Annotated in this window: 16 protein-coding genes; 13 read left to right on the forward strand and 3 right to left on the reverse strand. The window is 64.9% G+C overall.

All coding sequences use genetic code 11. From position 1 onward, the window contains the following. Positions 1–324: 324 nt before the first annotated feature. From AX681_RS21750 to AX681_RS03015, 13 genes are all read left to right on the forward strand, one after another. Positions 325–498: a hypothetical protein gene (locus AX681_RS21750; protein ID WP_156456014.1), complete on the forward strand. Its 174-nt coding sequence runs from the start codon at positions 325–327 to the stop codon at positions 496–498. Next, positions 498–2,246, forward strand: a complete 1,749-nt coding sequence (locus tag AX681_RS02965) for a portal protein (protein ID WP_082749488.1) — start codon at positions 498–500, stop codon at positions 2,244–2,246. Before AX681_RS21750 ends, AX681_RS02965 begins: the two co-directional genes overlap by 1 nt. After that, positions 2,243–2,542: a hypothetical protein gene (locus tag AX681_RS21755; RefSeq protein WP_156456016.1), complete on the forward strand. Its 300-nt coding sequence runs from the start codon at positions 2,243–2,245 to the stop codon at positions 2,540–2,542. The genes AX681_RS02965 and AX681_RS21755 overlap by 4 nt, the downstream gene beginning before the upstream one ends. After that, complete coding sequence (locus tag AX681_RS02970) at positions 2,508–3,374, forward strand: hypothetical protein (RefSeq protein WP_066681712.1); 867 nt, start codon at positions 2,508–2,510, stop codon at positions 3,372–3,374. Before AX681_RS21755 ends, AX681_RS02970 begins: the two co-directional genes overlap by 35 nt. A 3-nt stretch (positions 3,375–3,377) precedes the next feature. After that, positions 3,378–4,412: a major capsid protein gene (locus tag AX681_RS02975; RefSeq protein ID WP_066681714.1), complete on the forward strand. Its 1,035-nt coding sequence runs from the start codon at positions 3,378–3,380 to the stop codon at positions 4,410–4,412. A 9-nt stretch (positions 4,413–4,421) separates the two neighbouring features. Further along, the gene (locus tag AX681_RS02980; RefSeq protein WP_066681716.1) at positions 4,422–4,874 is read left to right on the forward strand and encodes a Bbp16 family capsid cement protein; all 453 of its coding nucleotides are present in this window, start codon (positions 4,422–4,424) and stop codon (positions 4,872–4,874) included. 12 nt (positions 4,875–4,886) lie between these two features. Beyond that, a complete protein-coding gene (locus AX681_RS02985; protein ID WP_066681718.1) occupies positions 4,887–5,348 on the forward strand; it encodes a hypothetical protein in 462 nt (153 codons plus the stop codon). Between the two features lie 102 nt (positions 5,349–5,450). Beyond that, a complete protein-coding gene (locus tag AX681_RS02990; protein WP_066681721.1) occupies positions 5,451–6,095 on the forward strand; it encodes a hypothetical protein in 645 nt (214 codons plus the stop codon). After that, positions 6,092–6,358: a hypothetical protein gene (locus AX681_RS02995; RefSeq protein ID WP_066681725.1), complete on the forward strand. Its 267-nt coding sequence runs from the start codon at positions 6,092–6,094 to the stop codon at positions 6,356–6,358. Before AX681_RS02990 ends, AX681_RS02995 begins: the two co-directional genes overlap by 4 nt. Then, complete coding sequence (locus AX681_RS03000; protein ID WP_066681728.1) at positions 6,358–6,996, forward strand: ubiquitin-activating E1 FCCH domain-containing protein; 639 nt, start codon at positions 6,358–6,360, stop codon at positions 6,994–6,996. The genes AX681_RS02995 and AX681_RS03000 overlap by 1 nt, the downstream gene beginning before the upstream one ends. Then, positions 6,993–8,801, forward strand: a complete 1,809-nt coding sequence (locus AX681_RS03005; protein WP_066681731.1) for a hypothetical protein — start codon at positions 6,993–6,995, stop codon at positions 8,799–8,801. Before AX681_RS03000 ends, AX681_RS03005 begins: the two co-directional genes overlap by 4 nt. Continuing rightward, complete coding sequence (locus tag AX681_RS03010; RefSeq protein ID WP_197424217.1) at positions 8,801–9,262, forward strand: hypothetical protein; 462 nt, start codon at positions 8,801–8,803, stop codon at positions 9,260–9,262. The genes AX681_RS03005 and AX681_RS03010 overlap by 1 nt, the downstream gene beginning before the upstream one ends. Then, positions 9,252–9,788: a virion core protein, T7 gp14 family gene (locus tag AX681_RS03015; RefSeq protein ID WP_066681736.1), complete on the forward strand. Its 537-nt coding sequence runs from the start codon at positions 9,252–9,254 to the stop codon at positions 9,786–9,788. The genes AX681_RS03010 and AX681_RS03015 overlap by 11 nt, the downstream gene beginning before the upstream one ends. A 57-nt stretch (positions 9,789–9,845) precedes the next feature. On the opposite strand, the gene AX681_RS03020 is transcribed toward AX681_RS03015, so the two are convergent. The 3 genes from AX681_RS03020 to AX681_RS03030 all read right to left on the reverse strand — a co-directional run bounded on the left by AX681_RS03020 (position 9,846) and on the right by AX681_RS03030 (position 11,453). Continuing rightward, positions 9,846–10,562: a phage antirepressor KilAC domain-containing protein gene (locus AX681_RS03020; RefSeq protein ID WP_066681738.1), complete on the reverse strand. Its 717-nt coding sequence runs from the start codon at positions 10,560–10,562 to the stop codon at positions 9,846–9,848. Beyond that, positions 10,552–10,809 (reverse strand): hypothetical protein, encoded by a 258-nt coding sequence (locus AX681_RS21760; RefSeq protein ID WP_156456020.1) that lies wholly within the window; start codon positions 10,807–10,809, stop codon positions 10,552–10,554. Before AX681_RS21760 ends, AX681_RS03020 begins: the two co-directional genes overlap by 11 nt. 275 nt (positions 10,810–11,084) lie before the next feature. Further along, positions 11,085–11,453, reverse strand: a complete 369-nt coding sequence (locus AX681_RS03030) for a hypothetical protein (RefSeq protein WP_066681744.1) — start codon at positions 11,451–11,453, stop codon at positions 11,085–11,087. Between the last annotated feature and the right edge of the window lie 9 nt (positions 11,454–11,462).

Raw genomic sequence — 11,462 nt, forward strand, 5'->3', positions numbered from 1 at the left:
TCGACAGCCGTCTGAAATGGGCGCATGATCTCCCTCCTCTAGGGGGAGGATGACATGCTCAAGCTGTTTGCTTCGTCTGTTGCCGCGTTCGCCTTATCCAGCGCAGCGCCCATCTGCACAACGGCCGTCGCCGGTGGCCAGCAGGGTTGCTGCTCGCATCATGGCGGCGTCTGCGGCTGTGCGGGAAGCCGCAAGAAATGCTGCGACGGGACGTTGAGCCCCAGTTGTCGCTGCTAGCTTGCGCGCGGCGCGCGCGGCCTTCGTGCATTAGCGCCACCTAGTCGGGCCGTCCCCGCATGACGCCATCTCACTGGAGATGGCATCATGTGCGGTACGCCCGACGTTCCCAATCCCCCTGAACGCCAATCGGCGCGTGCGCCGAGCGGCGATATCGGCCTGCGCATGGCTGATCGCGACCGTCGGCGCCGTGGTTACGGCGCGGCGATGATCGCGCCCGCGTCCGGCATGGCCGCGACCACGAACGTCCTTGGGGTCTGATGGCCCAGGGCGGCACCCTGACCCTGCGGCGCTCCGAGGATGACAAGGCGCGCGAGCATGCGGAGCATCGCCACAAGGCGATGATGCCGTCGAGCGATATCGTGGCCGATTGCTACGAGATCGCCGGGCTGTGCCTGCCGCAGCGGTCGCGCGCGCTGGTCGAAAGCCACAAGGGTAAGCAGCGCAACGCATCGACCAAGGTCAACCTCTACGACGGGCACAGCATCCGCAGCATGCGGACGCTGGGCAATGGCATGCTGTCGGGCATGGCGTCGCGGTCACGGCCGTGGCGCAAGTCGAAGCTGGAGGATGAGGCGCTGGGCGATAGCTATGGCGTGCGCGTCTGGCTGTCGGCCTATGACAAGCTGATGGACGCGGCGCTCGCGTCGTCGAACTTCTATGACGCGATGCTCTGCTGCTTCCTCGAAATGGGGGCATTTGGCACGGGTGCGGTGCTGTTTCAGGCGCACGATGCGGACAGCCCCAAGCTGGTCGCGCATGCGCTGACCTTCGGCGAATATGGCATCGCGCTCGGCGCGGACCTGACGCCGGACAGCCTGTCGCGCACCTATTCGCTGACCACGCGCCAGATGGTCGCGTCGCATGTCGCGGACCGCTTCGACAGCCGCAAGCTCGACTGGTCGCGTGTCACCAAGGCGGTGGAAGAGGCGTGGGACAAGGGCGACTATGAGCGCCGCTTTCCGGTCAAGCAGCTGATCGAACCGAACCCGGCCTATCTGCCCGGTCGGCTGGGCAAGATCGGCATGCCTTATCGCTCGCTCAAATGGGAGGCGGGGCAGGAGGATCGCAAGTCGTTCCTCGCGATCGAGGGGTATCGCTCGCAGCCATTCTGTTCGCCGCGCTGGGAAGCGCTGGCCGGGGATGTCTGGGGAACGGGTCCCGGCAAGGTGGCGCTGCCCGATATGCGCGCGCTGCAGCTGCAGGCAAAGCGCAAGGGCGAGGCGACCGACATGATCGTGAAGCCTGCGACCTGGGGGCCTCCCACCATCGGACGGATCGGCATGCTGCCCGGTGCGCATACCACGGTCGCCGCGGCGGATATGAGCGTCGGGATCAAGCCGGTCTATGAGCTCGATTACCGCACGATCAGCATCCTGCGTGAAGACGTCATCGATGCGCGCGAGTCGGTCGACCGCGCCAAGTATGTCGACCTGTTCATGGCCGTCACCAATATGGACGGGGTGCAGCCGCGCAACGTCGAGGAGTTGGCGCGGCGGCATGAGGAGCAGCTTACCCAGCTCGGCCCGGTGGTCGATCGCGCCAATGGCGAGGGCCTGCAGATCGCGAACGATCGCGTTCACGACATCCTCGCCTCGCGTGGCGACCTGCTCAACAGCCTGCCTCCGCCGCCCGAAGAGCTGATGGACGAAGAGATCCGGACGGACTTCATCGGCATCCTTGCCCAGGCACAGCAGATGCTGGGGATCAGCAGCACGGAGCGCGCGGTCAGCTTTGTCGGCAACATGTCGGCGGCATTCCCCGGCGCTGCGGACAACATCGATCCCGATGCGATCGTGCGCGATTATTGGCAGCGCGTCGGGGCGATCCCGGCGGGTATGCGCGACGCCAAGGCGGTGGAGGCGATGCGGGCGCAGCGCGCGCAGGCGGAGAATGCCGAGCGCATGGCGGCGATGATGCCGGCGGCGCGCGATGGCGCGGACGCGGCGCGGCTGCTGTCCGAAGCGGATACCGGGACCGGATCGCTGCTTGAGAGGCTGGTCGGGTGAGCCGCCGCGCCAGTCAGGAAGAGCTCGATATGCAGCTGCTGATGCGCAACGCGGCGTTCCGACGCTTTTTGTTGCGTGTTTGTTCTCATGCCGGTATATGGCGTTCAACAGCCGGAGCCGATCAGGTCCTTCTCATGGAAGGACGCAGGTCTCTGGGGTTGGACATTCTTACCGAGGCTGCAGCGGGCGTGCCCCGCGCAACGAGCGTCGAGCATGTGCTCGCCGTCATCCTCACCGAATCCACCCCCAAGGAGACCGACGATGCGGAAGCCCGCGATCAATCCCTTTCTGATTAACCGTCTGGCGCTGTCGCCGGTCGAGCGCGCCATGGGCCGCGTCATGCGCGCGCCTGACGGCCATGCCGATGGCGGCGCGGCCGATGCGTCCGCGACCGCCGCAGCGAACGCCGCAGCGAACGCGCAGGATCCTGCAGCCGCCGCCGACCCGGGTGCAGCGGATGCGGCCGCGCAGGCGGCGCAGGGCGATCAGCAGCAGGGGGCGGGCGATGGCGACGCAAAGGCCGATGGCGAAGACGGTTCCTTCCTTGGCACCGCTGGACAAGGTGAAGGGCAGGAAGGCGCGGAGGGCGAGGGCGAAAAAGACACGGGCGGCGATGAAGGCGCTGCTGCGGGCGCTCCCGAGAAATATGAGCTGACGCCGCCCGAAGGGTTCGAGGCGATCGATCCCGCGCTGATGGGCGAAGCCGAGCCGGTGCTGCGCGAGCTGAACCTGTCGAACGAACAGGCACAGAAGCTGGTGCCGCTGGTCGGCAAGGCGATCCAGGACGCGGTCGCGAAGGCGAACGATGCCGGGGCGCAGCAGGTCGCCGATATGCGCAAGGGCTGGGCCGACGCGTTCGACGCGGATCCAGAGATCGGCGGCGCGAACCGCAAGGCGACCGAGGCGTCCGCCGCGCGCGCGTTCGATCACTATGGTCTCAAGCCCGGCGAAGGGCTGCGCCAGCTGCTCGACGAAAGCGGGATCGGCAACCATCCTGACATGATCCGCTTTGTGGCGCGCGTTGGTCGCGACCTGGCGGAGGGTAGCTTCGAGCGCGGTGACACCGTGCCGCAACCGAAGACGCCGGAGCAGAAGCTCTATGGCGAAGAGTTCCAACCGAAAGGGTAGCATATGGGTGTACGCAACGGGGCGCTTGCGACGCTGGTCGATGTCACCGCCACTTATGGCGAGGCCGGTGAAGCACAGGGTGAGGTCGCCGAAATCCTCACCAAGGACAATCCTGTCCTTGAAGATCTTCCGTGGAAGGAGGGCAACCTTCTGACGGGTGAGCGCACCTGGGTGCGCACGGGTAAGCCGACGCCGCAGTATCGCCGGTACAATCAGGGCGTCGCCAAGTCGAAGGGCACGGTCGGTTCGTTCGACGAAACCGCCGCGCAGCTGGCTGGCGCGTCGCAGATGGATCGCGGGCTCGCGATCCTCGGCGGCAATCCGGCCAAGGCGCGGATGTCGTTCGCCAAGCCGTGGCACGATGCCATGAACGAGACGTTCGCAGAGCGCCTGTTCTACGGGAACGCGTTCTTCGAGTCGAAGGAGTTCACCGGTCTCGCGCCGCGCTTCAACGATCTGTCGGGTCCGACGAAGAGCCAGATCATCGATTGCCAGGGCTCCGGCATCGACAATCGGTCGATGTGGCTGATCAACTGGGATCTCGACAAGGTCGGCGGCCTGTATCCGAAGGGCACGAAGGCGGGCCTGCTGCACATGGACACCACCGCCAACAAGGCGCTGGGTCCGGACGGCTACCCGATCGGCGACGTCGTCCAGGACGAAAACGGCAACGACTATCTCGCCTACACCGACTGGTGGCAGTGGGATCATGGCCTGTTCGTCAAGGATCCGCGCGCCGTCGTCCGCGCCGCGAATATCGACTATTCGCTGCTGACGCCGAACCGCAGCACCGGTGCCGATCTGGAAGACGTGATGGTGCAGATGTACCACCGCTGCCAGCATATCGGCCCCAACGCCGCCTACTATGTTCCCGGCCCGCTCGGCGCGATCATCCACCGTCAGGCGCTCAACGATGCGCGCCAGGGCCGTGGCATGCTCGGCTTCGACGAGGTCGGCGGCAAGAAGGTGCCGACCGTGCTCGGCGTCCCCATCCGCTCGCTCGATGTGCTGAACATCGACGAAGCCCGCGTCGTCTAAGGAGGCACCATGAACACCGACAAGGAACTGCTCTGCTCCGAGAAGCAGGCGATCACCGCCGATGCGGTCTCGACCGATGCCATCCTGATGAAGGGGCTTCTGGGCGCGGACCGCAGCCGCAACCTGCGTGCGTTCTGCCAGATCGAGGCGGATTTCACTCCGGACGGGTCGGCCACCGGCATCACGTTCGAGATCATCCAGGCGGATAACGCCGCGCTGACCACGAACGTGCAGTCGCTCTACTCGACCGGCGCGATCGCCAACGGGTCGAGCAACGTCAACCTGAAGGCTGGCAAGCGCGTCATCGACGTGCCGCTGCCCAAGGTGACGAAGGACTATCTCGGCTTCCGCTACACCACCAACGTCGGGGATTACACCACCGGCAAGGTGACCGCGGGCCTTGTGGTCGGCACCGACACCGCCCTCGCCGAACGTCCGATCGGCGAACTGCACGGCTACTAAGGGAGAGCCTCGATGGAAAAGATGATCCTCGACCGCAAGCGCTTCATCGGCGGGCGTCTGGCGCAGGAAGGTGAAGAGATCGACCTCGACGAAAAGGGCGGCTTCATGCCGGCCGGTTCGACGCCGGTCGATCAGATGACGACCGAGCAGCTCGAAGCGATCCTCGCCAAGCGCAAGAAGGAAGAGGGCAAGGCTGCAAAGCCCCAGCTCGACCATGACAGCGATGGCAAGGCGGGCGGTTCGAAGCCGCGCGCCGCGGCGGGCGCGAAGGCCGCCAAGGCAACGGGTGGAAAGACGCCTGCTCCGGCACCGACGCCGCCGGTCAAGCCGAGTGAGGGCGACGAGCTGTCGCTCGACGGCAAGGACCGGGCCGCGCTGATCGAGGTGGCTGGGCGCGAAGGCGTCGAGTTCGCGGAAGATGCGACCGACGACGAAATCCGCTCCGCAATCATTGCGAAGCGCGACGACGCCTGATCGGGGCTGCGTTGACTGACGGAAGCGGGGCGGCCTTCGGGTCGCCCCGTTTTTGTTTGTGCGTTCGCCGCGCGCGTCAGGTTGCGGCGGCATAGCTGGGGCATGGCATATTCCCGGCTCCAGATCTGGAACATGGCGCTGGCGCAGGTTCCGGCCAAGCGCGTCGATACGATCGATGAAGCCTCGATCGAGCGCGAAGCCTGTTCCGACGCCTATGAGAACGCGCTGCAGAAGCTGCTCGAAGGTAGCGATTACGACTTCGCCACGGTGCGCGCGCCGCTGGCGGTCGCAGTCAATGATCGTCCGGCCGAATGGCCCTATGCCTATGCGTTGCCGGCCGATCTGGCCAAGCCGCTTTACCTGTTGCCCTATGACAGCGCGACGGCTGGCAACGCCGTCTATTCGTGGGTGGGCCGTGCGCGCGGGTTCGAGGGGCGTGCGCCAATGCGCATTGCAGGCAATCGGCTCTACGCGCGGGTCGAGAATGCGGTGCTGGAATTTGTGTCCAGCGCGCCGCCGGAGAGCCGCTTCACCGCGAAGTTCGTCGATGCACTGGTGCTGGAGCTGGCGTCGCGCATCGTCATGCCGATCAACAAGGACAAGCGTCGCCAAGGCGACCTGATCCGTCTGGCGGAGGTCGCGCGACAGCGCGCCGAGGCGGAGAATATGAACCGCGACCGCGAAACGACGCGGGACTTCGTGCCCGACATCCTGCTCGCGCGGGAAGGATATGGAGATTTCCTGTGATCGAGCGCATCGGCGTGCAACCCGTCATCGTCACTGCCAGCCCCGCCATGGCGCGCCAGTCCTACCGGGTAACCGAGAGCGGGGAGGACGGGGCGGTCTCGCTGGAAGTCAGCTGTTCCAATGACCTGAGCATGCCGGGCAACGGCAACTACCTGCATTGGGCGAGCGACGCGGCCGGGCCATTCAAGGTCGAACGGTCGACCGGCGGCGTGTTCGTCGAGATCGCGTCGGTCGAGGCGCAATTCTACATGGATGCCGGCTGATGGTCGGGTCGCGCGTCGGGCTTCACAATTTCAGCCGCGGTATCCTGTCAAAGGAGCTGTGGGGCCGCGTCGATATCGCGCCCTACAGCGCGGGCGTGCGCCAAGCGATCAATATGCTGATCCTGAAATATGGCGGCCTGACCAAGCGACCGGGCACGCGGCTGGTCTATGAGATCAAGGATGGCGAGCAGCGGCTGATCCCGTTCGAGGGTGCATATGACGCCAACTATGCGATGATGCTGGGGCAGGCGACGATGCGCCTGGGCGCGGGTGGCGGCATGGTGCTGGAAGAGCGCCTGACCGTCGAGGCGGCAAGCAACACGAATCCGGTCGAGATCACCGCATCCTTCCACGGCTTTGCGGACGGCGATGAGGTGTTTTTCACCGGCATCGAGGGCATGATCGAACTCAACGGCCTGTTGCTGCCCGTGACCGTCACCGGCGAGGATACGTTCACGGTGCCGGTGGATGGTACCGGCTTCGGCGTGTTCACCGGAGACACCGGGGGTGCGATCCGAACCGAAGAGCCCGCGCCACCGCCACCGCCTCCGCCGGTGCCGGATCCTGTTCCGCCGCCTCCGCCTCCGCCTGTTGGCGGCGGTGGTGGTGGCATCCGCGACTATGAGGTTCTGCAGTGAGCGTCGCTCGGGTCTATCGGGCGCCAACGCCTTACAATGCGGTTGAGCTGGCCGAGCTCGACTATGTCCAGGCGTTCGACATCGTCTATCTGGCGCATCTCGACCATGATCCGACGAAGCTGGTGCGCTCCGGTCACACCGACTGGAGCTTCGCGACGATCAATGTCGGCCCGACGATCGATCCCCCGACGGGGGTCGGTGTCACCGCGACCGCCGCGAACACGGACGCTGACAATGGCGGCGACGCATATTTCCCCCAGCCAGCCTCCTATGTGGTGACGGCGATCGACGACGCGACCGGGCAGGAAAGTCGGCCATCGGCATCGGCGAGCGCCAGCAACGACCTGACGCTCAAGCGGAACAAGAACGTCGTCGCGTGGAGCGTGGCCACGGGCGCGGGGCGCTATCGCATCTACAAGGCTGAAAATCAGCAGTCGTTCGGGTTCATCGGCGAGACCACTGGGACCAGCTTCACCGACGACAACATCGCGCCCGACCTGACCGATGGTCCGCCGGAGGCGTTCAACCCCTTCGCCGGCGAGAATGACAAGCCATCGCGCGTTACCTTTTATGAGCAGGGCCTGTTCTGGGCGCGGACGCGCGCCAACCCGAACGGGCTGTATCGTTCGCGCACGGCCGACTTCGAGAATTACGACATCGCCCGGCCGGTGCGAGAGGATGACAGCATCACGATGCGCATCCAGGCGCAGAAGGTGAACGCGATCCATGCGCTGGTGCCGCTCACCAACCTGATCGCGCTGACCGGCGATGGCGTGTTCGTACTCACCGGGTCCAATCAGGATTACATCTCGGCCGCCCCGCCGCCGCTCGCCAAGCGCCAGTCCGGCCGGGGGGTGTCGCGGCTCAAGCCGCTCGTGCTCGACGAGGTCGTTTTCTACATGCCGGCGATCGGGTCGAGCGTCCGCAGCCTCGGCTTCACCTTCGAGATTGATGGCTATCGCTCGAACGACGTGTCGATCTTTTCGCCCGGGCTGTTCACCGGGTTCAGCATCACGAGCTGGACCTATGCGGAGGAGCCGCTGTCGGTCATCTGGTCCGCGCGCTCCGACGGCAAGATGCCGACCTTTACCTGGCAGCAGGAGCAGCAGGTCTGGGGATGGACGCTGTGCGAGACCGATGGCGTCGTCGAGCAGGTGTGTGCGGTGCCGGAGGGCGGGGAGAGCCGCGTCTATCTTGTTGTCCGCCGCAGGATTGCGGGGGAGGAGCGCCGGTTCCTTGAACGCATGGCGGCGGCGCGTTGGGCGGACGTCCGCGACAGCTGCTACGTCGACTGCGCGGTGACATTCCAGCCGGAGGCGGCGACGTCTCGCTTCTATGTCCCGCATCTGGCCGGCGCGACGGTCAACGCGATCGCCGATGGGTTTTCGATCAAGGGCCGGGTTGTCGGCGAGGACGGCTGGGTCGAGCTTGGCTACGACGTCGAAACTGTGGTGACGATCGGTCTGCCTTTCGAGGCGCTAGTCGAAACCCTGCCCGTCGTGCCGCAAACGGACAGCGGCTTCGCGCGCGGCAAGCGCCAGCAGCTCGGCGATATCGTTCTGCAGGTAGCCGATACCCGCATCGGGAGCGTGGAGACCGGTCGGCGCATCGAGAAGATGTATGCGGCGAAGGCGCGCAGCAAGGAGCCGCTCGGCACGCCCACGGCGCTATTCACCGGCGCGCTCGATACCGCGACCGAGGCGGTGACCGCTGGCGAGGCGACGCTGTTTATTCGGTCCAGCGACCCGCTGCCCTTCACGATGACGGCGGTGTATCTTGACCTGCAAATCCACGAGAGCGAATGATGCGCGTGGAGCTTCGACCTGCCAGCCCGGCGCATATCGGATCGATCGCCGCCCGGATGCGAGACGCGGACCGGATCGAGTGTGCTGCTTTTCGGCTCACCCCCAAGGATGCACTGCGCCAGGCGCTGCGCGGCGCATCGATCGCCGCGACCGCATTCGTCGATGGTCGGCCGGAAGCGATGCTCGGCGCAAGTTGCCTCAACGCAATCGAGGGGACTGGGCGGCCGTGGATGCTGGCGACCGGTCGGGCGTTCGACTGTGCGCGTCCGATGCTGGTGCTGGGGCCGGAGATAGTCGGGCAGCTGCATGCCCGCTTCACGCGGCTGGAGAATTTGGTCTGGCGCGGAAACGATCGCGCGATCCGGATGCTGCGGCGCTGGGGGTTCACGATCGGCGAGGATGCCGTGGTGCATGGCGGGCTGTATTTCCTGCCCTTTTGGAGAATGAGCGATGTGCGCTGATCCTGTCACCCTCACCCTGATCGCGTCGGCTGTAGCTGCGGCGGGCAGTGCCGCCTCGACCGTATCGGCGATGCAGCAGTCGACCTATCAAGCGCGTGTTGCTGACCGCAACGCCAAGATGGAGGACGCGGCGGCGCGCGACGCGATCGAGCGGGGCAAGCTGGAGGATCAGCGCTACCAGCGCCAGCTGTCGCAGCAGCAGGGCGCGCAGCGCGCGGCGCTGGCTGCGAACGGGATTGATGTCAGCTTTGGCAACGCTGCGGCGGTGCGCGAAGATCTGGCGCGGGCGGGGCAGGAAGACAGCCAGACGATCAGGGAAAACGCGATGCGCGAGGCGCGCGGGTTCGAGCTGTCGGCTGCGAACTACCGCGCCTCTGCGGCTGGCGCGCGCCAGGCGCGAACCGGACAGGCAATCAGCGGGGCATTCGACTTCGGGAGCACAGTGCTGGGCGGAGTGCAGCAGTATAAGCGGGTGCAGTGGAACCAGCGCAATCCGACTACCAACAGGCGAAATCCCTGGGGGTGACGCAAAAAGGGCGACGGTTGCCCGCCGCCCTCCATGCGCTGCGTCGGCCCGGCGAGCCTATGCGGCGGTCAGAAACGGCGGGAATTCCTTAGCCAGTCGGGTTAGTCCCTTCGGCGTCACCCGCACCTGCGTCGTCGTCTTTTCGCTTCCATCCGATCGGGTCACTACCGTGGTCTTATGCTCCAGCAACCCGGTCTGGAGCTTGGACTGATAGGCGATATAGTCGTTGCTCGCCTGACGGGTGTAAATCCAGTGATGGGCTCGAAGGAAAGTGAACAGCGCCTTGGGCTGGACTTGCAGGGTTTTCGCGGCGTCGGTGATGCACATTGAACCTTCCGACGCGGCGATCCGCTCCAGTGCCTGCACCTGTGGGCGCATCTCTTCGACCTCGCCTTGAAGTTCGAGCACCTTCTCGGTGTAGGAGAGCAGGATCCCGCGCATCGCGGCCGGGTCGTTCAGCATGGCGACGGGGTCCGCGGATTGCGCGGCCTGCGCCTCCAACTCCTGCCAGCGGTCGATGATGCGGGCGCGGAGGTCGGCGTTGTAACCCGACACGACAACAAGGGTGTCGCGCTTGGTCAGGTCGTAGACTTCGGTTGGGCGGCCACCACCCTCCGGGGAGTGGGGGCGGGGAGTTTTACGACTTTCTCGTAAAACCCCTTGGTCGAACAACCGTCGTATGGTCGCGACTACATCATTGTGCCGCGCATCGCAGAGCTCGGCGATTTCGCGGCTGCTCATGGTCTGCGGGGCGGCGGTGAGGTCAGTGGACATTGGCGATCTCCAGGACAAATCCTCGGACCGCTTCCAATGCGGCCACACCACCCTCCATCAGTCGGATTGCACCATCGAGCGCGCTTCCATTGAGAGGTTCCTCGAATGCCGGCTGGTGGGACAGTAATTCAAGCACGCCAGCCACTGCGGCTAGATGAGCATGCAGATCGTCGAAGCGCTGATTGAGCGCGGAGGTTGCAGGGGTTTGAGATTGCGCAGAGCGCATGATAGGCGCGACGGCAGCCATGACGTTCTCCCATATTGAGACGTTGCGGTCAGAGCCGGGCGGAAGTTGCAGCTTCCGTTCGGCTCGTTTTTCAGATACCTGATATAAACCATGACCGCAATATCGGGAACCCAAAAAAAGCGCGGCCGGCCTTCGACGGGCCGAACAGCGGTTATGGTCAAGCTGCTACCTGAACAGCTGGCCGCGCTCGATACATGGATTTCGGAGCAGCCTGACGCGCCGACGCGGCCGGAAGCGGTGCGGCGTATACTGACGGCGATGCTTGACCAATCGGCCTAGAATTTTTTCACCGGAAAACCCGTGAATGGTTTGGCTTCGCACCGACTGTAGGTGACGAGCGCGACTCCTGCGATTTCTATGCGCGCATACATCTCGCCGCTCTCGCGATTAACGGTGCGTTCGAAGCTAGCTTTATCTTTGGGAATGGTTGTCCGCTGCAGGACTATTTCAGTTTCGGAAACCGATGCAATAGGCAGCGTTTGTTCGCACCCTTCAAAGCAGAATCGCTTGGCTTCGAGGTCGATGCTAAACGTCGAGCGGACAGGCTTGTCCGTTTCGACCGTTTTCCCAAATTGGATCGTATCCTGCGTTCCGACGCATACGAGGTTAAAGCTCGCAGCTACAGCCAACGCCAACGGGATCATTTCATTCCT

The sequence above is a fragment of the Sphingomonas sp. CCH9-E2 genome (assembly GCF_001557215.1).
Classification (GTDB): Bacteria; Pseudomonadota; Alphaproteobacteria; order Sphingomonadales; family Sphingomonadaceae; genus Sphingomonas.